Here is a 20,551-nt window from a genome sequence, read left to right on the forward strand (position 1 = left end):
CCGACCCCGTGTGGCACGGGTGTTCGGTGCCCGATCGGCGGTGCACACACCAACTGGAGGCGAAGGGCTACCGCGCCCTCAGCCGGCGAGCAGCATCGAGTTGTACGGGGCGGCGGGCCGCGTACCGTCGAGGTCGAGCGAGCTGTCGTCCCGGATGATCGCGTGGTGGAGCGCCCGCAGGTGCGGACTCGGGTCGAGACCGATTTCGTCCGCTAGGCGTGACCGGAACTGCTGGTAATTGTGGATGGCGGCGACCTTGTCGCCGACCCGGAACTGCGCGAGCATTAGTTGTGCCCGCAGTCTTTCCCGAAACGGAAATTCTTCGATCACGGAGGAGAAACGGTCGACGACGTGCGTGTATCGGCCGGCCCGCATCTCTAGTGCGATGAGATCCTCGATCGCGCCGGCCCGCTGCTGGTCGAGCCGTTGACGAGTTCCGGCCACGAATGCGCCGGCGGCGTCGACGAGCGCTGGGCCGCGCCACAGGGCCAGCCCCTCGTCGAGGAGCATCGCGGCCTCGCGGTGGTCGCCGGTGGCGGAGGCCGCCCGCGCCCGGTCGACCTTCCGCTCGAACAGGTTCGCGTCCACCTGGTCCGGGTCGAGCCGCAGTGCGTAGCCACAGGAGTTGCTGGTCAGCAGGCCCTCTGCTGACAGGGCGCGCAGGGTCCGTCGGATTGCGTGCACTCCGGTGTGGATCTGGGTCCGGGCACTGGACGGAGGCCGGCCACCCCAGAGTGCATCGATGGCCGAGTCGTACGTCACAAAAATGTTTGCATTGAGCGCAAGAAATGTTATTAGGCCCCGATTCTGAGCGCGGGTGATCCCGCCGCTTTCCTGTCCGTTTTGCAGAGATAGGGTGCCCAAGAGTGAAATACGCAACTAACCCCCCGATTCGTGGCGTCGATTCGCGTCAATCCTAGTTAAGCGCGATCGGAGTGTCGAGCGTCAGTCCTATTTCTGGCACAAGGGTGTAGCGCGGCGAAAGTCGCGGTTGGCCGATCTGTCGTGCGGGAGACGCCGCGCTGGCCGGACTCGCCTGACGGGTCGCCACGTGACCGACGAGATCGCGCCCCTCGACCGGCAGCTGGCACCGCTGGTCCGTCAGGCCGCACCCCCACCGGCGCCCTGTTCGGCGTCGGTACCGACGCCGCAGCCCAACTGCTCACGGCCGTCGGTGACAACCGGGAACGAGGCAGCCCTCCTGGTTGCGCAATCTCACTCACGTGCCGTTGGAATTCTGGCGACGCTACCGGGCGCTCGCCAGAGTCCGAGCTGCCGGGCAATCCGGCTCACCAACTCGGTGGCGACCACGTAGGCGGGGATGGACGCCTGTGGAAGGCAACGGACATCCTGCCCGGCGCAGCTGGCCGCTTGCGAAGTTCGGGAATCGACTGCCATCTGTCCAAGGCGACGGGGTCGGGTTCCGCCAGCGAGACGGCGCGGGAGGGCTGAGCCGCGCCAGGGGTTGTCCGCCGAGGGCGGCGTCGGCAAGGCGGTGGGCGCTGGCGGTGGCTTAGCCGTCGGGCCCGATGAAGCACCACGATCTGCGACCAGGCCCCGCTACAGCACTTGAGTTCAACCAACATTGAGGTCCTAGCGTCGTTGACACCAGTTCTCCAGGCGGATCCGAAGATCGGACCGCAGTCGACAGGAGTCATGCGTGCGTGCGATTCAGGTTGCCGAGTACGGAGGCCCGGAAGTCTTGATCTTGAAGGACCTGCCCGACCCGCAAGCCGGGAGGGGAGAGGTCATCGTCCGGGCGGAGGCCGTGGACACGATCTACCTGGAAACTCAGATCCGCGCTGGCTGGGGTGCGATGTTCGGTGTTACCCCGCCGTACGTACCGGGTGGCGCAGCGGCGGGAACGGTGGTCTCCGCCGGTCCGGGCGTCTCTGCGTCCTGGCGTGGCCGCCGGGTCGTTGCTGGTGCCGGGACGCGAGGCTCCTACGCTGAACTGGTTCGGACCGGCGTCGACCGGCTGGTGCCGATCCCGGACGGCCTGGGCGTGCGGGAAGCGGCTGGTCTCGCACACGACGGCGTGACCGCTCTGGGCCTGATCGACGGTGTCGGCGTCAAGCCGGGCGATCGGGTGCTGATCCTGGGGGCTGCGGGCGGCATGGGAACGCTACTCGTTCAGCTCGCACACCGTCTCGGTGCGCAGGTCGTGGGGGCGGCCCGTGGCGCGGACAAGCTCACGCTGGTTCGACGGCTCGGTGCCGACGCCGTCGTCGACTACGCCGGGGACGGCTGGACCGACGCGGTACGCGGAGCCCTCGGTGGTCTGCCTGTCGATGTGCTGCTGGACGGTGTCGGGGGAAAATTGGGCAGCGACGCCTTTCGGCTGGTGGCCGACGGCGGACGGGTCTCGTCCCATGGGGCGGCGAGTGGCGACTTCGCCACGATCGACCTTCACAGTGCACAGCTGCGCGGCATCCGTACATTCGGCATCGCGGACGTTCAGTTCGAGGCACCGCAGAAGGTGCAGCTTGCGAGCAAGGCCCTGACCGAGGCGGCAGAGGGGTGGATACGCCCGGTGATCGCACGCGAGTATCCACTGTCCTCCGCGGCTGAAGCGCACCGCGCGATGGAGGCGCGCTCGATCCCCGGCAAGGCCCTCCTCATTCCGTGAGGCGAGTAGCGGAGCACTGCCGTGGCCCTCGGCGAGCGGCACCGTGTGACTGGCTTCGATGCCGCAGCGAGGCGTTCCAGACGTCCGTGGGCCTGGGGCAGTTCCGCGCGGCGGGGAATCACCCGTTCAACGCGGGCCGGCCCGTCGCCAGCGAGCTCGCCGTACCACGTACCAGCCGCCGCTGAGGAGGAAGAGCGTGACGCTGAGTGCCAGCCAACGGGCCAGGTACGGATGTTGGTTCTGGCCGGTGGCGGCGAGATAGGTTTCGCGACCCTGCCGCAGGATGCCGGGGAGGTAGACCAGGAACAGCAGCCCGGTGGCGAGTGCCGGTACCCGGATGTGGTTCAGCGGTGATGGTCGGGCTGGCGCACGCCCGGTTCGGGGCGGCATCGGGTGGTGACGATCGGGCGGCCGGCCATCCGTACCGGTGCGGTCGGAGCGCCCGAGCGCACCGCGCAGCACCCGGTCGGCCGACGCGTAGACCGGAAAGAGGACGAGGTCGTGGGCGACGGCCGCCCCGACGAACCAGAGCAGCATCCGGCCAGCCGTGGCCTCTTCGGCGATTCGGAGTGCGACCCAGCCGGTAAGGGTGAAGCAGCCGATCATGGCGGCCAGGTGCAGTGGTGACGATCCGTAGGCCGCCCGGAATCGGGGAACGGTGTTACCCATTCACGCCGGTCCGAAAGGTGATGTCGGCGACCCATTTCGTGCAGTGCACACCGGGCAGAGCAGGGACGATCACCCGGGCGGGAAAGCCGTGGTCGGCCGAGAGATCGGCACCGTTGACCCGCAGAGCGAGCAGAGAGTCGCCGTCGAGCACCTGGTTGGCCTGGAGGATCGCCTGGTTGAACAACCCAGTCTTCTCCAGCGACCGGATCTGCGCCGACGCCGGATCGTCCACACCGACCAGGGCGGCGAGGTCGCGCAGTCGTACGCCTGACCAGGTTTGTCGCGTCGACCACCCCTCCACGCAGGCGATCGGCAGGCGGGCGGTGTGCTGGCCCATGGCCAGCAGACGGGGGCGGTCGAGGGTGACGAGGCGGTCGCCGCCCCGCACGGTCAACCGCCACCGTTGCCCGGTCTCCTCAGGCTGGATGCCCGCCGCGGCGGCGGTGCGGTTGATCGGGAAACCGTTCGGTCCGGTGCCGGGCTCACGTCCGCGGGGCAGCAGCAGCGCGGTGCGGCGCCAGCGACCGTCGAGGGTCTGCCCGATCGTGAGGGCGCCGAGAAGCACGGACAGGCCACCGACCAGGGCAACCGCGCCGCGTCGGCTCATCGTCGGTGCGCCGGGTGCGGTGGCCACCAGGTCGTCCGGATCGGGTGGCTCGGGCCGGGTCGCGGCCAGCGGGGTACGCAGCTCGGCCCACAGTGGCCCGCGCTGCCCCCGTCGGCGGCGGTCGCGCGGGGCCGGCCGGGATCGCAGTGCGCTGAGCATCCGGGGCAGCTTCAGCGTCACGTGCACCACGAACGCTGCGATGAAGACCCAGGCGCCGAAGTAGTGCGCGGTGTAGAAGTCGAAGCCGAACAGGTACGCATACTGGATGTTGAGCAGGCCGGTCGCGATCTCGAAGAGGATGCCGCCGACCAGCAGCAGCAGGGACAGCCGTTCGAGCACCTGGGCCAGGGAGCGGGCCGGCGGCCAGATGAAGAGCTTCGGGATCACCGACCAGAGCTTCGCCAGCACCACGGGGATCAGGATGATGCCGAGCGTCACGTGCAGCCCTTGGGTCACCCGGAACAGCCAGGACGGCCGGGTCGGCCAGTCGAACGGCGGCAGCCGTAACCAGCCCACCTCACGGGGCAGAGCCTGATCGAACTGAGGGCCGTAGGCGGCGTAATCGAGCAGCCCGGTGACGATCACCAGCGGCAACCCGATGAGGAGCACGGCGCCGTAGACGGCGGTGAGCCACGGACCCCGCAGCGGGCTGCGCCAGCGGTCCCCAGTCAGACCCGGGACCGGTGGGGGGTGCCGTTCCAGGGCCCGCCACCACCGCTGAGGGAAACCCGTCTGCCGGTCTGTCACACCCATACCCCGCGACGCTAGACGTGCCGGACACCCAATTTGGTGCATACGGTGATACCGATGGCCTGGCAGGCGGGCGAACCGGCCCCGCTCCGGCCGGGCGCGGTCTACGGTCACCGGGGTGCGGGTACTACTCACCGGCGCGGCCGGTTTCATCGGATCGCAGATCGCCGACCTGCTGGTCGCCGAGGGCCACGACCTGGTGGCGCTCGACGCGTTGCTGCCTCAGGCGCACGGCGGGGAACTCCCCGAGTGGTCCCGGCGGCACGACCCGGTGGTCGGTGACGTCCGGAATGCCAACCTGCTGGACCGGCTTCTGCCCGGTGTGGACGCGGTGTGCCACCAGGCGGCGATGGTGGGACACGGGCTGGATCCGTCCGACGCCCCCGACTACGTCAGCCACAACGACTACGCCACTGTGGTGCTGCTCGCCGCGATGCACCGGGCCCGTGTGACCCGGCTGGTGCTGGCCAGCTCGATGGTCGTCTACGGCGAGGGTCGGTACGTCTGCGCGACGCACGGCACCGTACGGCCCGGCTCCCGCAGCGTCGCCGACCTGGCCGCCGGCCGGTACGAGCCAACCTGCCCGGACTGCGCGGGCGCCCTCTCGCCGGCTCTGGTGCCCGAGGACGCGCTACTCGAGCCGCGAAGCACGTACGCGGCCACCAAGCTTGCCCAGGAACACCTGGCCGCCGCGTGGGCGCGGCAGACCGGCGGGAGCGTCTGGGCGCTGCGCTACCACAACGTCTACGGCCCTCGGATGCCGCGGGACACCCCGTACGCGGGGGTGGCCTCGATCTTCCGGTCCGCACTGGCGGCGGGCCTGCCGCCGAGGGTGCTGGAGGATGGCCGGCAGCGCCGCGACTTCGTCCACGTCACCGACGTCGCCCGGGCCAACCTGCTGGCGTTGACCGCCCCGCCACCGCAGGGCCTCGTACCCGTCAACGTCTGCTCCGGCGAGCCGCACACGGTCGGCGAACTGGCCGCCGCCCTCGCCGAAGCGATGGCGGGGCCGGCGCCGCTGATTCACGGTGGCGGCCGGGCGGCGGACGTCCGACACGTGGTCGCCGATCCCCGGCGGGCGGCGAAGCTGCTCGGCTACACCGCCCGGGTCGGGTTCGCCGAGGGGGTGACCGCCTTCGCCACCGATCCGCTACGGGAACCGGCCGCCCTCAGCGCTTGAGACCCGCAGTGCCGCCGGCGAGTCAGGACACCGTCCAGAGCAGGTGACTGACCGCGAGAGCGGTGACCACCTGCCCGGCCAACCAGACCCGTCGGGCGGGCGATGGAAGGTGGGCGGCGGCCACCAGCAGCCAGACCACGAACGGTAGCCAGATCCGTTCCACCTCGGCCTTGCTCAGTCCGGACAGATCAGCCGCGCCGACCGCCAGCACGGCGGCCAGCGGCAGCAGCACCGTGGGCCCGGCGCCCCGCAGGGCGTCAAGCCGGGCGATCATCCCGGCTCGGTCCGGCCCGCGCCATCGCATCGCAACGGTTCGCGCCGGACCGGCCGACGCGAGCGCGGTCCGAAGCAGTGCGGGCCCGAGCACCGGGCCCGCAGAAAGTAGAAGCGCCGCCATGTTCGCCCACACCCAGTACCCGTATGGGCGATCCGCGGCCCAGCCCTGGTGATACCGCTCAACCACCAGGTCGTACCCGTCCAGCCACCAGAAACCGGCCAGCGTGAACGTGGCCACCACCGTGCCGGCCCCGGCCAGTGCCGCGAGCGCCGCCGGCCACCGGTCCCGGGGCCGCAGCGCCACCACCGCCAGGGCCAGGACGCCGACCAGTACGAAGCCGTACGACAGGTAGAGGGCGAAGCCGAGCAACAGGCCCCCGACTGCGGCGGCGGCCGGTCCGCGCACCGCCAGCAGGGCCAGCCCCGCGGCGACCACCCCGGTGAAGATGCCATCGGCCGAGACTCCCACCCAGATCGCGCCGGGCAGCAGCACCAGAAACGGCAGCACCTGGCGGGCGGCCTCTTCCGCACCGAGGGCCCGCAGCGTCACCGGCACCGACACGGTGACGGTGGCTCCCACCAGTACGCATGCCAGGGCGGCGACGGTGGGGCCGCCGAGGCCGATCCGGTCCAACCCGACGAAGAGCAGCAGCGCCCCCGGTGGATGGCCGGCGGTGTGGGTGGACCACGCATCCGGCTGGAAATCGAGGATCCGGGCGCTGAAACCAGACAGCATGGCCGTGACGTCGGTGACCCGGGGCACCTCGTGCAGGTATTCGGCCTGCGGGGTGAGTCGCCGGGTGAAACCGGCCGACCAGCCGTCCACCAGCGCCAACGACATCGTCCACGCTACCGCCGCGAGGTAGGCCGCCATCAGTAGCCGGCCCCACCCGGCGGTGCGGGCCCATTGGACGCCCCAGCCGAGCACCCCGACGGCGACCAGCAGCGCGGCCGGTGTGCCCCAACCCAGGTGCGGACGCCAGGTGGCGTAGAGCGGCGCGGCGTCGGCATGCAGACCGACACCACGCGCGTTGAGCAGCACGCCCACCGCCACCGCGGCAGCGACCAACGCCACCTCGACGCCGAGCACCACCAGGTCGGCGTCGACGCGTCGGGCGGGCAGTTCCGGTCCCCGCCGCACGGGCGCGAGCACTTTCATGACGACCGGACGGTACGGCCACCTCCGGCCCGGTGGTGCGGGAACGGGCAGGACACCACCGTTCGAGAAGGGAGCGACGCCAGCAAGGATGCCGATGGTGTTATTTCGCCCATCTCGGGCGCCTTGGCGTCCTAGCGTTTCTGGTATGCCATCACCGATCGACGTGGTACTGCCGTGTCTTGACGAAGCCGCTGCGCTACCCGGCGTACTGACCGCACTGCCCCCCGGTTACCGGGCGATCGTGGTGGACAACGGCTCCCGGGACGGCTCACCGGAGATCGCTGCCCGGCACGGCGCCCGGGTCGTCCACGAAGCGCGCCGGGGCTACGGCGCGGCCGTACACACCGGTCTGGAGGCGGCCGAGGCCGCGCTGGTCTGTGTGCTCGACGCCGACGGCTCCTTCGACCCGAGACAACTCCCGGCGCTGGTCGCGCCGGTGGCCGGCGGATCGGCCGATCTGGTGGTCGGTCGTCGTCGGCCCGTCGCGGCCGGCGTCTGGCCATGGCATGCCCGAGCCGGCACCGCACTGGTCGCGGCGCTGCTGCGACACCGAGGCATACCGCTACGCGATCTCAGCCCGATTCGGGTGGCCCGCCGTGAAGCGCTGCTCGGCCTCGGAGTCACCGACCGCGCCTTCGGATACCCGTTGGAACTGCTCATCCGCGCCGCTGCCGCGGGCTGGAGGATCTGGGAACTCGACGTACGGTACTCGCACCGCGCCGCCGGCACCCGGAGCAAGGTCTCCGGCTCGGTGCGCGGCACGCTGCGCGCGACCCGGGACTTCGCCGGGGTCCTGCGCACGGTGGAGCGGTCGCGATGACCGTCCTGTTGGTGATGGCGAAGGCACCCGTGCCCGGGGCGGTGAAGACTCGTCTCTGTCCACCGGCCAGCCACCTGCAGGCGGCCCGGATCGCCGCTGCGGCACTGCTGGACAGCCTGGACACGGTACGCGCAACGCCCGGCGTGACACCCGTTCTCGCCCTCCAGGGTCGGCTGGCCGACGCCGAAGAGGCCGCCGAACTGACCGCGGCGATCGCCGGCTGGCAGATCCTGCCGCAGCGCGGCACCGACCTCGGCGACCGTCTCGCCAACGCCCACGCCGATGTGGCTGACGCCTACCCGGGTCGACCCGTGCTCCAGATCGGCATGGACACACCACAGCTGACCCCCGCGCAACTCGACGCGGCCGTCCACCGCCTCACCCTGACCGACGCCGTGCTCGGCCCTGCCATCGACGGCGGTTGGTGGGCGCTGGGTCTGCGCGACCCTCGGCACGCCGCCGCGCTGAGGACCGTGCCGATGTCCACCGCACTGACCGGACATCACACCATCGTGGCCTTGCGCAAGCAGGGTCTGCGCGTAGCTCGCCTACCCCTACTCCAAGACGTCGACGAGTGGCCCGACGCGCTGGCGGTGGCCGCAGGCGCTGCCCAACCGGAGAGCCGTTCAGAGCGGCACGCTACCTGCGACCGGTTCGCGCGCCAGGTCGCGGCGGTCCAGCGCAGCCTGACGCCCGGAATCCCACGATGAGCCGCAGCGTACGGGCCAGGCCGATCGAGGCATTCGGCAGCGCGTTGCGGCGCCGCACCGGCGACCACTGGCTGGTGCACGGCGACAACGGCTGGCGATGCCGCCTCCCGGTACGCCGGTGGCACGGCCCAGCCGAACCGGCGGTGGCCGCACTCGTAGCCCGGTGCACCGGCCCGGCGCTCGACCTGGGCTGCGGTCCAGGCCGACTCACACTGGCCCTCACCCACGCCGGGCTGACAGCGGTGGGAGTCGACATCTCCGCGCAGGCGGTCCGCCTGACCCGGGCCCGAGGCGCGATCGCTCTCCACGGGGACGTCTTCGCCCCGCTGCCCGCCGAGGGACGCTGGGCACACGTGCTCCTGATCGACGGGAACATCGGCATCGGCGGCGACCCCCTCACCCTGCTCGGCCGATGCCATGACCTGCTGCGCCCAGGTGGCACCGTGCTCGTCGAACTCGAACCCCCCGGTCCGGGACTGTGGCGCGGTGAGGCCCAACTGGCCCTCCAGGTCCCCGGCGATGGATCGCGCCTCGGGCCACCCTTCCGGTGGGCGCGGCTCGACACGATGGCGGTCGCCGGAGTGGCGTCGGCGGCCGGACTCACGGTCCGCGAGGTGTTCCGCCTCGATTGCCGCTGGTTCGGCGAGTTGACCGCGGACAGCCCTGGCGCGGTCGGCCCAGTTGATTGAAGTCAGTGCGGCGGCGCCCTGGCCGTGCGCATCGTTGACCTGGGCTTCTATCAGCCGCAGACATATTTCCCACGATCATCATCGGCGCTCACGCGGTGACGTGGCGGTGGAGGCGCAGAAGTCCGGTGCGGCGTCGCGACAGGCACGCCGCCATGAACCTGCGGCGATCCCGTCGAGGCCGCGCCGGCACGCCATCACATCGAGGTCGCGCGGCCGCACTACGGCAAGGACGACAAGGAATCGGCAGTGATGGCCCTCCGGCAGGCGTACGAGTCGGCCCCGGAGACATTCCGCTTCAACGGGTACGCCCGCCAGGTCACCTCGGACCTGCTCGATCGGCCCGCGTTCCAGTCGTGACGACGCCCGTGGCCCCGTGGTCAAGTCATCCGCCGGTGCGGTCGTGGCGGCTGGTGGTGATGACCGCCGCGGCGAAGCGCGACCCGATCGTGTGGGCCCTGTCCTCCTCCGGGTTCGGGTCGTGGGAGCCCCGACGGCTCGGCCATTGCTGACTCCGACGCCTCCGTGCGACCATTCATCGATGTATGTGGAACTCTCGCGCCGCGACAGATCCCGCCTATTGCTGATGGCGGCGGCTGCCATGGTCATCGCATCCCTGGGTTTCGCCGCCCCGGCGTCCGCCACGGTTCCCGACGGTCATTACTGCGGGTGGGTCACGCCGGACAGCCCACCGGGCAAGACCGACGCCAAGACCGTCGTGTACAGCGCAAGTGTCCAGTGCGACGGTCCAGTGCGTCGCGTGGACCTCACCGTGGAGTTGCTGTACCACGGGCTGGTCGGCGGCCCTGGCCAAACAGTGAACGGCCGGACAGAGGTTTGGCAGGACACCAACGTAACCCTGTTCGGTCTTGGCGTCGCCAACCCGGGCACGCTCTGCGAGTCGGGCTACTACTCGGGTCGAGCGACCGCCACCGTCCAGTTCCTCTCGGGGACTCCGGAGTTCATCACCAGAACGGCAGGGTCTCAGCCGGTATCGCTGACGTGCCCGCCACCGGATATCCCCATAACTCCGCCGAGCGGGGCGGTGACGGTCACCAACCCCGGCACCCAGAGCATGCTCAAGCCGGACACCGTGGCGTTGCAGATGCAGGCCACCGGCGGGAGCGGCTCGTACACCTGGTCGGCGACCGGCTTGCCTCCTGGGCTGGCCATCAACGCCTCGACCGGCCGGATCAGCGGCACACTCACCACCATAGGCAGCTACACCGTCACGGTCACGGCCGTCGGAGGCGGACAGGGCAGTACCACCTTCAGCTGGATCGTCAGAAAAGACTCCCCCTGCACGCGCTGCTGACCAGCTGCCGCTATCGCACCCGGCAGTCACCTCCGTCGTCGGTATCGGGCCGGTCCTGACCGTCGTTCACGCGTCCTGAGCGACCGCGTGCGGGCCGCCGCGTGATGCAGTCCCGGGCGGGGCCAGCGTTGCTCTCGCCTCGACGGCGGCCGACGGTCCGAGGATCTGTCGGAACGGCCCGTCACGAGGGCCGGGTGCACATGCTGACCCAGAAATCGACTGCTGACGATGATCGTGTTGGTGTGTTCGCTGGCGGCGTAGGCGACCAGGGGCCTGGTGGTGAGAAGCTCGCCGACGGCGATGACGCGGAACGCCCGGTCGCCGATGTCGGAAGCGCAATGGACGCAGCCCAATGCGAGCAGGGGAAGGCGCATGCGCCCGACGGGCCAGGGCAGCGCGATAGAAGGACGCGTAGACATGATCTCTCCAATGATCTGACAGAAGGCATGGGAACGAACCGACGGCGACGTCGGCAGCCCAGGCGCGGGGGAGGTGTCAGGTCTAGAGAGCAGGCGGTGTCACGCGGGGTGAGGTCCTCTCGTGAATGCGTCGGAGATGCGAACCTCGTTGCACGGTAGGCCGGAACGGGTCGGCGAGGCCATTCATTTTGGTGCGGTGTCGGGGCGGTGGCCGTCCACCGCCAGGCGGAGATGGTCGCACGCGTGCTGAAAGCGTCGCGGACGCCGACCGCGGCGGCTGAAAAATCGCGCCCAACTCGGTAACCAAATCGGTTCCCCAACCCGTCAGGTAGGTGACGGATCGCCACGGTGGGCGGTCGACCGACGAGGGGTACGGGACATGGGTGAGGTCCGTGGACGTTTCAGGGACGATCTGGCCCGCCACCCCGCGCCACCGTTGGGTGACCTGATCCAGCAGTCAGTGGTGCAGGGTCGCCGACTGCGCCGCCAGCGCCGCCTGGCGCAGTTCGGCGCCGGCGGATCGGCACTGGCGATGCTGCTGGTGATCGGCCTGGTCGCCGGGCCGCTCGGCGTCGGTACCGATGACGCCGGCCAGCCCGGCGGGCCGAACGTCGGCTCGCCGGGTGGGCTGGTCGACACCGCCACACCGCCCCCGACTGACGCCCCAGCCGGTGCCCGGCGCGGGTTTGCCGAGGGCACCGACGACGGGCAGGGGAACGTGCCCCGCCTCTCCAACCCGCCGAACCCCTTCACCAAGGTGATCGACACCGTGAGGATCGGGCCCGGGCCGGACGGTGAGCTGCGGACCACCACACCGCAGGGCGCTATGGAACTGTTGACCCGGCTTCTCCCCGAAGGGAAGACCGGCGGATACCGGAGCCTCCAGAGCAGCGGCGCAGGCCCCGGAATGCCATACATACAGCTCTTCCTCGATCGAGGCGAAGGGCTGGGCATGCTGCGGCTCTCGATCTACCAGGACAACCTCGGCGGCGACCCGCCTCCGGGGACGGTGGAGCTGACCGAGATTCCCGACAACTGCGTGCAGAACAAGATGGTTACGGTGTACCACCGCAGCGGACTCCAGATCGCTCTGGCGATCTCCACCTGTCTGGCCTGGGACGGCAAGGGATCCTCGCCGGCACCGCCCGCCCTCTCCGTGAGCGAGGCGATCGAGATCGCCGCCAACCCGAACTGGGGGACGAGACTGCCGGTCGAGTTCGTCACCAGTGGTGCCAAGAGGTTCGCGACGCTGGCCCGGTCGAATGGCTGACGAAGACTTCGTGGAGTTCGCGCAGGCGGCGGCGGGCCGGCTGCGCGACGCCGCGTTTCTGATGTGCCGCGACTGGCATCTCGCCCAGGACCTCACCCAGACGACGCTGGCCAAGGTGTACGCCAACTGGAGGCGGGTCCGTCGGGCCGACGACCCGCATGCGTACGCCCGCAAGGTTCTGCTGCGCTGCATGATCGACCAGCAGCGGCGTCGCTCCAGCCGCGAGTTGGCGATGTCGGCGCCGCCGGATCGGGGCGAGGAACATCCGGCCGAGCTGCGCATGACGTTGCTGGATGCGGTCGCCACCCTGCCGTTGCGGGACCGGGCGATCATCGTCCTGCGCTACTGGGATGACCTGAGCGTGGAGAAGACCGCCGAGGTTGTGGGCGTATCCACCGCCGTCGTCAAGAGCCAGAGCATGCGCTCCCTCGGCCGCCTGCGCGAGTTGCTCCGCGATACCCGTTCGGAGCTGTTCGCCGAGGAATGCCATTGACCGGCCGCGTCTGAGGTCGAGGTGCGGCGGATCCCGGTGGGTGTCGGGCCGCCGAGCGGCAACCATCGTGCCCGTGCTGCGGCGACGACGAGCGTGCCCCCACGCGTCGTCGCCCGAGGTGCGACCTGCGGTGGCAACTATCTGCGTCTGGAGGTTCCCGTGTCCGTGTCGAGCAGACCGTGCCACGGCCGGATTCGCGGCCGAGGCCGAGGCCCGATCGCTGTCGTGCCTGCGGTCCTGTCGGTGTTGGTGGTGATGGCCGGAGGGTGTCATCGGGCGGAACCCGGAGTCGGCCCCGGCGAGCGACACACGGCGAGCGCCGAGCCGGGCGGTTCGCACATGCTGTTGGGCGCGGGCGACCTGGGCTCGGACTGGCACCAGGACGACGCTCGAACCGGTCCGCCGCTCTGGCCGTGGGAGCAGGATGACTGCCCCGGCTATCAGAGCAGCGACTACGCGGCGAAGTCGCACAGGCGTGCTGCCACGGAGCGTCACTTCCGGCCGTCTGACGGCTCGCCGTCGGCCCACCACATCGTGGAGACGTACGAACCTGGGTGGGCGGAGCGGAGTGTCGAAGACGTCCGTCGGGTTCTCCTACGGTGCTCGAGCTACCTGGTCCACGCCTCGCGGGTGTCCTTCGACGTCGTCGATCCACGTTATCTGGGCGGCGTCGGCATCCTCGTCAGAGGCCGCATCGAGCGTGCCGGCATCACGAGTACCACCCGCTACTTCGTGATACTGAAACGAGGCGAGACGGTCTCGACGGTCAGCCTGCCCGACCCGGGCAGCCAGGCCGTGGTGGACTCGATCGCGACGAAGGCGGTGGCCCGTCTTGGCTGAGCGGGCAGGTCGGCAGCTGCCACGCCGCTGGGTCGTCTCCGCGGTCACCATGTCTCTCGCCGGCGTCGCGACCGCCGCCTTCGGTGCCACTCGCGGTCGCAACGGCGACGAAGCCGGCCCGGCGCAGCGTCCTTCTCCGGCCAGTCCGATTCCCACGACGCCGGCCGTCGACCGGATCGATGGGGCGAGAAGGCGCATCGAGGCCTACGTGGAGCGGTACGACGGCCACCTGGCGGTCGCGGCACTGGATCGACAAGGAACGGCTGCGGTGACCGTCGGTGCCAAACGGTTCGAGACGGCCAGCATCGTCAAGGTCAACATCCTCGCGGCCCTTCTGCTGCGGCAGAAACCGCCGGGCAAGGCCCTGAGTTCTGACACCAGACGGTTGGCCGAAGCCATGATCGTGTCCAGTGACAACGCCGCGGCGGTGACCCTGTGGCAGCGGATCGACGGCGCGCGTGGCCTCACCGCCGCGAACCGGTCACTGGGTCTGCGGGAGACCAAGCCCAACGCGCACTGGGGGCTCACCACGACCACTGCCGCCGACCAGCTTCGTCTGCTGACCGCGCTGACCTCGCCCACGGGACCGTTGACCCCGCAGGACCGTACCTTCGTCATGGGCCTCATGAAGAAGGTGATCCCCGAGCAACGATGGGGAGTCACCGACGCGCGGGAGCCGGGCAATCCTTCCGTCTATGTCAAGAACGGATGGGACACCGCTGACGTCGACGGTGGCCGCTGGCTCGTCAACAGCATCGGACGGATCGTCGAGGCCCGTCATGACTGGCTGATCGCCGTGCTCTCCGACCATCACGTGAGCCAGGAGGAGGGCGTCCGCGTCGTCGAGAAGGCCGCCACGTACGTACTCAAGGAGATGCGCGCCGCCACTGCGGCCGACCGTTGATCCCGGACGACGGATCAGCGACGACGGCGGGCCATCCACTGCCAGATGTGGGTGCCGTCGCGGCTCGGGTCGTTGCGGGCCACGTAGATCCAGGACCAGTGACCGGGAAACTGGTAGCCGTTCCACACGACGTGGTCGTACAGGGTGACCAGTGATCCCGGGATGAGGTTGTGGGCGTGGATCGTGTTGGTCTCGGGTGGCACGGTGTCGTCGTCGCGCGAGGTGACCAGCCAGGTCGGGGTGCGGATCGCCGCCAGCTCCGCGTCGGTGAGCAGCGGCGGGCCGTCCCCGCCGAGCGGCTCGACGACGCCGCAGATCGGCACTGACGCGGCGAACAGGTCGGGATAGGCGACTGTCATCTCCATCGACATGTAGCCGCCGTTGCTGCAACCGACCACATAGATCCGGTCGGGGTCGACCCGCTTGCGGCGTACGAGGTCCTGGACGATCTCGCGGATCAGCGGGGCGAACCGCGGGCCGTCCTCCATCCAGTACGAAGTGCTCTGCGGAGCGACGACGTACGCGCCGGAGAAGATCCGTTGAGCCTCCGGGGTGGCGAAGCCCAGCGCGCCACGGTTGGCGCGCAGCGTGGTCTCGTTGTCGTAGTAGTCGTCGGGCAGTGACGCACCCTCGCCGCCGCCGTGCAGCCAGAGGATCAACGGCAGTCGACCGAGGCGGGGTGATCGCTCGGGGGAGTACAGCCGGTACTTCATACCCGAGCGCGAGACGTGGTGGCTGAAGGCGTCCACTTCGGGGTTGGACAGCCGCCCCTGCACGAAGCGCGTGATGGTGACCGGCGAGCCGTGGCGCCGCACGAGCGGGGTGTTCTGCGTGATGGTGTAGACGAGGTCCAGCTGGACGTTGCGGCCCCTGCTGAGGATGTAGCCGAGGGTGCCACCGCCCGGTTGACCTTCGGCGTGGCTCAGCTCCAGCACGATGTTTCCGTGCCGGTCGAGCCGGGCTGCGGTCACCGTGCGGTCCAGGTCGTACTCGCTGAAGATCAGATCGTCGGGGGCGATCGGGATCGGGCTGGTGGCCTTGGCGTGCACGCTGAACGTGCCGGGGGTGAGCCCGGCGGGGTCGATCGGCCCGAGGCCGCCGGTGTCGAGGGTGACCGAGGTGACCTGCTCACCACCGTCGAGCGTCTTCGCGTCGAGGGTGAACCTCACGCTGGTGGGGTGGTGGACACCGGCGTGGGCGGCGGAGGCGGGCAGCGCCAGGCCGACAGCGGCACCGGCGCCACCGGCCAGGACGGTGCGGCGAGTGACAGACGCGGACATGCGGGCCCCCGACCTTGCGATGTCGATGTTCATCGATGGCATTTCAACCTAGCGCCGTAGAGATCCGCTGGCAACCGGCGCCACCACGGGGTGATTACGGCTTCACCGTCATTGCGGTCACTGGTCGCCTCCGTGGGGGCGGCTGCGGTAGTGAGCGGTATACCTCAGCGTCACATTCATGACTCTGAGGTATGCCGCTCAACCGCACATCGACCTTGCAGGCAGCCAATTCGGGTGGCGAGCGTGCTGCGCTGTGCCCGCAGCCCGTCTTGAGTGAGGACTTACTCGTCTAGTAGGTCGCCGTTACTGCTCGGCACGGACAAGGCTGGGCGAGTCGCCCTCTCCCGACACCTTCGCACTCACCAGCGAGGTGAGCACCGACAGCACCGCCGCACCGGATGCGATGCCACCGGCCGCAGCCCAGTCCGCCTGCCAGGCGTTGAACACGACGTCGGCGCCCCAGTAGAGCAGCAGACCCTGCGCGGCACTCTTCACCGCGCGCTCGGCGGTGGCCTTCCAGAACTTCGTGGTGAACATTGTGGTACCTCCATGGGTAGGTTCCTCGGCTGGTCCATAAGCCAAGAATGCCTGCTCAGGAGGGGTAAGTGCTTGTCGCCTTCCGGGCTCGCCGCCCTCGCCGAGGGCGGGGGTGACTCCCGTCCCGGACCGAGCGCGACCCACCGGTGGAGATCCGACGTGACGCGCCCCATCGGCGGGGCACATCTGCCGACGGACGTCACCGGAACGCGGAGCGCCTACGGTTTGCGGGCGAGGAGCCCGACGAAGGTGTGATAGGTGTCGGTCTGCGTCGGAGCGGGTGCATCCGGCTCCGGACGCCACTCGGCCAGCGGCACCAGCCCTGGCTCCAGCACCGTCAGCCCTTCGGCGAACGAGAGGATCTCCTCGTCCGTGCGCCAGCGGCCGGTGCCCAACGACTCGTTGAAGACCCGCTCGACCTCGCGGGCCTTGCGGGAGCCCTCCGGGTCCCGCTCACCCGGGTCGCGGAAGTGCGAGATCGCTACGTAGCTGCCGGAGGGCAGCGCGTCGATCAATTCCGCTGCCACCGCTCGCGGGTCCTCGTCGTCACCGAGGTGGTGCAGGATCGCGAAGAGCAGCAACCCGATCGGCCGCTCGAAGTCGAGAAACCGACGTACGTCCGGGTGATTGAGGATCTCCTGCGGCGCCCGGATGTCTGCCTGGATCACCGTTGCGGTGCCCTCCGCGGCCAGCAGAGCCCGCCCGTGCGTCAGGACGATCGGGTCATTGTCCACGTAGACCACCTGGGCCTTCGGGTTCTGCTCGGTGGCGACCTCGTGCACGTTGCCCTGGGTGGGCAGCCCTGATCCGATGTCGAGGAACTGGTCGATGCCCGCCTCGCCGACCAGGAAGCGAATCACGCGACGGAGGAAGGCCCGGTTGGCCTGGCCGGCTGCCGGCCCGTCCGGTGTGATCCGCAGCGCGTGCTCGGCGACCTTCCGGTCGACCTCGAAGTTGTCCTTGCCGCCCAGGAAGAAGTCGTAGACCCGCGCCACGCTGGGAACGCGAGGGTCGATGCCAGGGGGGACGGCATTGTCGCGGGTCACGGGCTTCTCCATTCACTTCGGATCGGCGCCGGCCGAGGTCTGTCGGCGGCGATGCCGGCGCTGCGGCGAGTGTAGCGATCGGGACGGTTGAATTTCCGCCCCGACTGGTACCGCTCCCAGCGAACCGTCCCCTCACCAGCGCACTCTTCGCGCGAAACGCTGAGCAGGCGTTCCAGCACGCATCGATCCGGTGGTGGGATGCCCGCCTCCCGGCGGACCCAGGGCTGAGCGTCACGCACGCGGTGGGGTGAGTCTGGTCGCCACGGCGTCGAGCACCCAGTCCAGGCCGGTCGCGAAGGACGTCTCGGAATCCACGTCCGTGCCGTGGTGCACCGCCTTGGCCAGTGCCGGGAAGCGGCCCGTGGCGAGCATTCTCGTCACGTGCGGGCCGGAGGCGCGCTGCCAGTCGTGCCTCGACAGGCCGGTGGCGCGCTCGGCTCGTAGGTTCGCGATTTCGCGCCTGATCGCGCCGGTGAAGTAGGCGCTGACAGTCTCCACGGCGCGCATGACGGTGTCGATGTCGGCCAGGCCGTCGAGGGTGGCAAGCGTTGCCTCGGCCACGGCCAGCCCGTTCGGTCCCAGCGTCGGGCGGCCGCCGAGCAGGTCGGCCAACCAGTTGTGCCGGAGTGCGGTCTGCCTGGTGCGGTGGGCGAGGATGCCCAGCGCCTCCCGCCAGTCACCGGGTTGCTCGCGGGGGAGGATCTCGGCGTAGATCTCGTCCACCATGAGGTCCAACAGCTCGCTCTTGGTGGCGATGTATCCGTACAGCCGCATGGGGCCGGCGTTCAGCCGGGCGGCGACCTTGCGCAACGACACCGCGTCGAGGCCGCCCTCGTCGGCCAGCGCGATGGCGGCGGCGACGATGCGTTCGCGGTCGAGCGGCACGAGGCGATTCGGCGGCTCCGGCCGGTCCCACACCGTCATGATCACATCCGTTCTCTTTGCCAGGCATCGTATGGGCCGATACGGTGTATCGCCATGAGGCACCGTATCGCCGTCGTCGGTGGGGGCCCTGGCGGCCTCACCTTCGCCCGTGTCCTGCACCGCCACGGCTTCCCCGTCACGATCCTCGAACGCGATCCCGCCCCCGACGCCCGCCCTCCGGGCGGCACCCTGGACCTGCACGAAGGGCTGGGCCAATCCGCGTTGGACAAGGCGGGGCTGCTGGCCGAGTTCCACGTGCTGTCTCGCCCCGAGGGGCAGGCCATGCGCATCCTGGACACGACCGGCACCGTCCTACGCGACTGGCGACCACGTCCCGACGACCGGGCCAATCCCGAGATCGACCGCGGACAACTCCGCGATCTGTTGCTCGGTCGTCTGGACGTCCAGTGGGGGCGGGGCGTGTGACCCAGGTGGTGCCGGGAACCCGAGACGGCGTGCTGGTGCAATTCGCCGACGGGCGAGAGGAGACGTTCGACCTCGTGGTCGGAGCGGACGGCGCCTGGTCCCGGGTCCGCCCGGCGGTCTCACCGGTGACGCCGCACTACACCGGCGTCGCCTCTGTCGAAACCTTCCTCGACGAGGTCGACATCCGCCACCCCGACCTGGCCCGACTGATCGGCGACGGCTCCGTGGCTGTGTACGGCGTGAACCGCGCCCTCGTCGCCCAGCGCAACAGCGGCGGCCACGTCAGGGTGTACGCCCAGTTCCGCGCGCCGATGGACTGGCACGCGAACCTGGACCTGGCCGACGTCGAGGCCGTGCGATCAAGCCTGCTGGCTCTGTTCGACGGCTGGGCCGATCCCGTACTCGACCTCCTCCGCCACGGCTCGGCGTTCGTCCACCGACCCCTCTACGTCCTGCCCGTGTCCCACACCTGGGCACACACCTGCGGGGTGACGCTGCTGGGGGACGCCGCCCACCTGATGCCCCCGTTGGGGGCGGGTGCGAACCTCGCGATGTGGGAAGGCGCCGAACTCGCCGAGTCCATCGCCACCGGGTCTGAAGACCTGGACGAGGTTGTCCGCGCCTTCGAGGGGCGGATGTGGGAGCGGGCCGCCAGGTGGGCGGCGATCACGACGGCCGGGCTGGAACGCCTCGTGAGCCCGGACCCGGCCGAAGCGCTCGCCCTGTTCGACCAGGTCCAGCCAGACTGACGGCCGCCCGTGCGCTCTGTCGGCTGCACCTGGACGCCGCCGGACACTATGGCGGCATGGGTAGATGGCAGCGCCCGTACTCTCTGGACGCCGCGACCGGCTTCGCGATGGTGGGCCTGGTCGGGCAGGCCGCTTTCGGCACGATCCTGTCGATCATGTACGTACGCGAGCGGCCGTTCCCCCTGCCCGTCGCGATCCTGGTCGGGGCGTGGCTGGCCGTCTGCTTCGCCGTCGGCGTACGGCAGGCGATGCTCGGGGTCTACGTCAGTGCGTTCGGTATCCGGTCCAGGACCATGCTGCGGACGACCACGGTCCCCTGGGCGTCGGTCGCGTCCATACACAGCGGTATCGCCACCATCGCGGGTCTGGACATGGGCCGCTCCGCGATCATCATCGAGCGGACCGACGGGGTGTCGGTTCAGACCGCGCTCCAGCGGGGTGACCTGCTGCGGCCGTTCACGTTCCGGCCCGAGGTGGGGCGGCTGGCCACCTGGCCCGAGCACTACGACGAGATCCTGACGACGTTGCGGGCGCACCAGCGTGACGCGCAGCCCGGACGCACCGCGCAGGCCAGTGGGCCGACTCGGTCGCTCACCGGCGGGGCCGGCACGACGAGCGCGTCCGCCCCGGTGGGTCGATCCCGCGCCGCCCGCGGTGGGCCCGGGGTCGATCGGCGGCGGGACATCCACGCGCTGGCTCGGCAACATCAGCGTGGCGCGCTCACCGACGCCGAGTACGCCGCGGCGCTGGCAAAGATCGAGGACGCAGGCGGTGCACAGTAGGCTGCCCGTCGAGGTCCGCCCCTGCCGGGTGCGCATGCCGGGGTGGCGTGAGTAGCCGCACCGCGCGGACCGTGATCGGC

Annotated in this window: 21 protein-coding genes and 1 pseudogene; 14 read left to right on the forward strand and 8 right to left on the reverse strand. The window is 70.1% G+C overall.

What is annotated here, in order from left to right:
- Nucleotides 1-78 precede the first annotated feature (78 nt).
- Nucleotides 79-879: an AfsR/SARP family transcriptional regulator gene (locus tag O7614_RS10650; protein ID WP_278138290.1), complete on the reverse strand. Its 801-nt coding sequence runs from the start codon at nt 877-879 to the stop codon at nt 79-81.
- Between the two features lie 781 nt (nt 880-1,660).
- Here O7614_RS10650 and O7614_RS10655 point away from each other — a divergent pair.
- Entirely contained in the window at nt 1,661-2,629 is a 969-nt protein-coding gene (locus O7614_RS10655) for a zinc-binding dehydrogenase (protein ID WP_278138291.1), read from the forward strand.
- A gap of 126 nt (nt 2,630-2,755) precedes the next feature.
- Here the strand turns inward: O7614_RS10655 and O7614_RS10660 are convergent, their stop codons facing one another.
- Entirely contained in the window at nt 2,756-3,298 is a 543-nt protein-coding gene (locus tag O7614_RS10660; RefSeq protein WP_278138292.1) for a hypothetical protein, read from the reverse strand.
- A complete protein-coding gene (locus O7614_RS10665) occupies nt 3,291-4,658 on the reverse strand; it encodes a molybdopterin-dependent oxidoreductase (protein WP_278138293.1) in 1,368 nt (455 codons plus the stop codon). The genes O7614_RS10660 and O7614_RS10665 overlap by 8 nt, the downstream gene beginning before the upstream one ends.
- Before the next feature lie 115 nt (nt 4,659-4,773).
- On the opposite strand from O7614_RS10665, the gene O7614_RS10670 reads away from it, so the two are divergent.
- On the forward strand, nt 4,774-5,835 hold the full coding sequence (locus O7614_RS10670; protein WP_278138294.1) for an NAD-dependent epimerase/dehydratase family protein: 1,062 nt from the start codon (nt 4,774-4,776) through the stop codon (nt 5,833-5,835).
- Between the two features lie 22 nt (nt 5,836-5,857).
- On the opposite strand, the gene O7614_RS10675 is transcribed toward O7614_RS10670, so the two are convergent.
- Complete coding sequence (locus O7614_RS10675) at nt 5,858-7,270, reverse strand: hypothetical protein (protein WP_278138295.1); 1,413 nt, start codon at nt 7,268-7,270, stop codon at nt 5,858-5,860.
- A gap of 145 nt (nt 7,271-7,415) precedes the next feature.
- On the opposite strand from O7614_RS10675, the gene O7614_RS10680 reads away from it, so the two are divergent.
- From O7614_RS10680 to O7614_RS10720, 9 genes and pseudogenes are all read left to right on the forward strand, one after another.
- Nucleotides 7,416-8,090: a glycosyltransferase family 2 protein gene (locus O7614_RS10680; protein ID WP_278138296.1), complete on the forward strand. Its 675-nt coding sequence runs from the start codon at nt 7,416-7,418 to the stop codon at nt 8,088-8,090.
- Nucleotides 8,087-8,800: a TIGR04282 family arsenosugar biosynthesis glycosyltransferase gene (locus tag O7614_RS10685; RefSeq protein WP_278138297.1), complete on the forward strand. Its 714-nt coding sequence runs from the start codon at nt 8,087-8,089 to the stop codon at nt 8,798-8,800. The genes O7614_RS10680 and O7614_RS10685 overlap by 4 nt, the downstream gene beginning before the upstream one ends.
- Nucleotides 8,797-9,489, forward strand: coding sequence for a class I SAM-dependent methyltransferase (locus tag O7614_RS10690; protein WP_278138298.1), 693 nt, complete (start codon nt 8,797-8,799; stop codon nt 9,487-9,489). Before O7614_RS10685 ends, O7614_RS10690 begins: the two co-directional genes overlap by 4 nt.
- 42 nt (nt 9,490-9,531) lie before the next feature.
- A pseudogene (locus tag O7614_RS10695) lies at nt 9,532-9,856 on the forward strand (XRE family transcriptional regulator); the annotation flags it as partial.
- 171 nt (nt 9,857-10,027) lie between these two features.
- Nucleotides 10,028-10,801, forward strand: coding sequence for an Ig domain-containing protein (locus O7614_RS10700; protein WP_278142219.1), 774 nt, complete (start codon nt 10,028-10,030; stop codon nt 10,799-10,801).
- A 798-nt stretch (nt 10,802-11,599) separates the two neighbouring features.
- On the forward strand, nt 11,600-12,490 hold the full coding sequence (locus tag O7614_RS10705; protein WP_278138299.1) for a hypothetical protein: 891 nt from the start codon (nt 11,600-11,602) through the stop codon (nt 12,488-12,490).
- Nucleotides 12,483-12,983 carry a SigE family RNA polymerase sigma factor gene (locus O7614_RS10710; protein ID WP_278138300.1) on the forward strand — a complete coding sequence of 167 codons (501 nt, stop codon included), beginning with the start codon at nt 12,483-12,485 and terminating at the stop codon, nt 12,981-12,983. The genes O7614_RS10705 and O7614_RS10710 overlap by 8 nt, the downstream gene beginning before the upstream one ends.
- Before the next feature lie 630 nt (nt 12,984-13,613).
- Nucleotides 13,614-13,823 (forward strand): hypothetical protein, encoded by a 210-nt coding sequence (locus O7614_RS10715; protein ID WP_278138301.1) that lies wholly within the window; start codon nt 13,614-13,616, stop codon nt 13,821-13,823.
- On the forward strand, nt 13,816-14,727 hold the full coding sequence (locus O7614_RS10720) for a serine hydrolase (RefSeq protein ID WP_278138302.1): 912 nt from the start codon (nt 13,816-13,818) through the stop codon (nt 14,725-14,727). Before O7614_RS10715 ends, O7614_RS10720 begins: the two co-directional genes overlap by 8 nt.
- A gap of 14 nt (nt 14,728-14,741) precedes the next feature.
- Here the strand turns inward: O7614_RS10720 and O7614_RS10725 are convergent, their stop codons facing one another.
- The 4 genes from O7614_RS10725 to O7614_RS10740 form a co-directional block, all read right to left on the reverse strand.
- Nucleotides 14,742-16,007 (reverse strand): PHB depolymerase family esterase, encoded by a 1,266-nt coding sequence (locus O7614_RS10725; protein WP_278138303.1) that lies wholly within the window; start codon nt 16,005-16,007, stop codon nt 14,742-14,744.
- Between the two features lie 303 nt (nt 16,008-16,310).
- Nucleotides 16,311-16,544 (reverse strand): holin, encoded by a 234-nt coding sequence (locus O7614_RS10730; protein WP_278138304.1) that lies wholly within the window; start codon nt 16,542-16,544, stop codon nt 16,311-16,313.
- A gap of 218 nt (nt 16,545-16,762) precedes the next feature.
- Nucleotides 16,763-17,590 (reverse strand): SAM-dependent methyltransferase, encoded by an 828-nt coding sequence (locus tag O7614_RS10735; RefSeq protein ID WP_278138305.1) that lies wholly within the window; start codon nt 17,588-17,590, stop codon nt 16,763-16,765.
- A 231-nt stretch (nt 17,591-17,821) separates the two neighbouring features.
- Nucleotides 17,822-18,514: a TetR/AcrR family transcriptional regulator C-terminal domain-containing protein gene (locus tag O7614_RS10740; RefSeq protein ID WP_278138306.1), complete on the reverse strand. Its 693-nt coding sequence runs from the start codon at nt 18,512-18,514 to the stop codon at nt 17,822-17,824.
- A 54-nt stretch (nt 18,515-18,568) separates the two neighbouring features.
- On the opposite strand from O7614_RS10740, the gene O7614_RS10745 reads away from it, so the two are divergent.
- Genes O7614_RS10745 through O7614_RS10755 form a run of 3 tightly spaced genes read left to right on the forward strand, consistent with a single transcriptional unit; the run spans nt 18,569 to nt 20,471 of the window.
- Nucleotides 18,569-18,940 carry an NAD(P)-binding protein gene (locus O7614_RS10745; protein ID WP_278138307.1) on the forward strand — a complete coding sequence of 124 codons (372 nt, stop codon included), beginning with the start codon at nt 18,569-18,571 and terminating at the stop codon, nt 18,938-18,940.
- A gap of 29 nt (nt 18,941-18,969) precedes the next feature.
- Nucleotides 18,970-19,689: an FAD-dependent monooxygenase gene (locus O7614_RS10750; protein ID WP_278138308.1), complete on the forward strand. Its 720-nt coding sequence runs from the start codon at nt 18,970-18,972 to the stop codon at nt 19,687-19,689.
- A 56-nt stretch (nt 19,690-19,745) separates the two neighbouring features.
- Nucleotides 19,746-20,471: a hypothetical protein gene (locus tag O7614_RS10755; RefSeq protein ID WP_278138309.1), complete on the forward strand. Its 726-nt coding sequence runs from the start codon at nt 19,746-19,748 to the stop codon at nt 20,469-20,471.
- The last annotated feature ends 80 nt before the right edge of the window (nt 20,472-20,551 follow it).

It is taken from the genome of Micromonospora sp. WMMD961 (genome assembly GCF_029626145.1).
Classification (GTDB): domain Bacteria; phylum Actinomycetota; class Actinomycetes; order Mycobacteriales; family Micromonosporaceae; genus Micromonospora.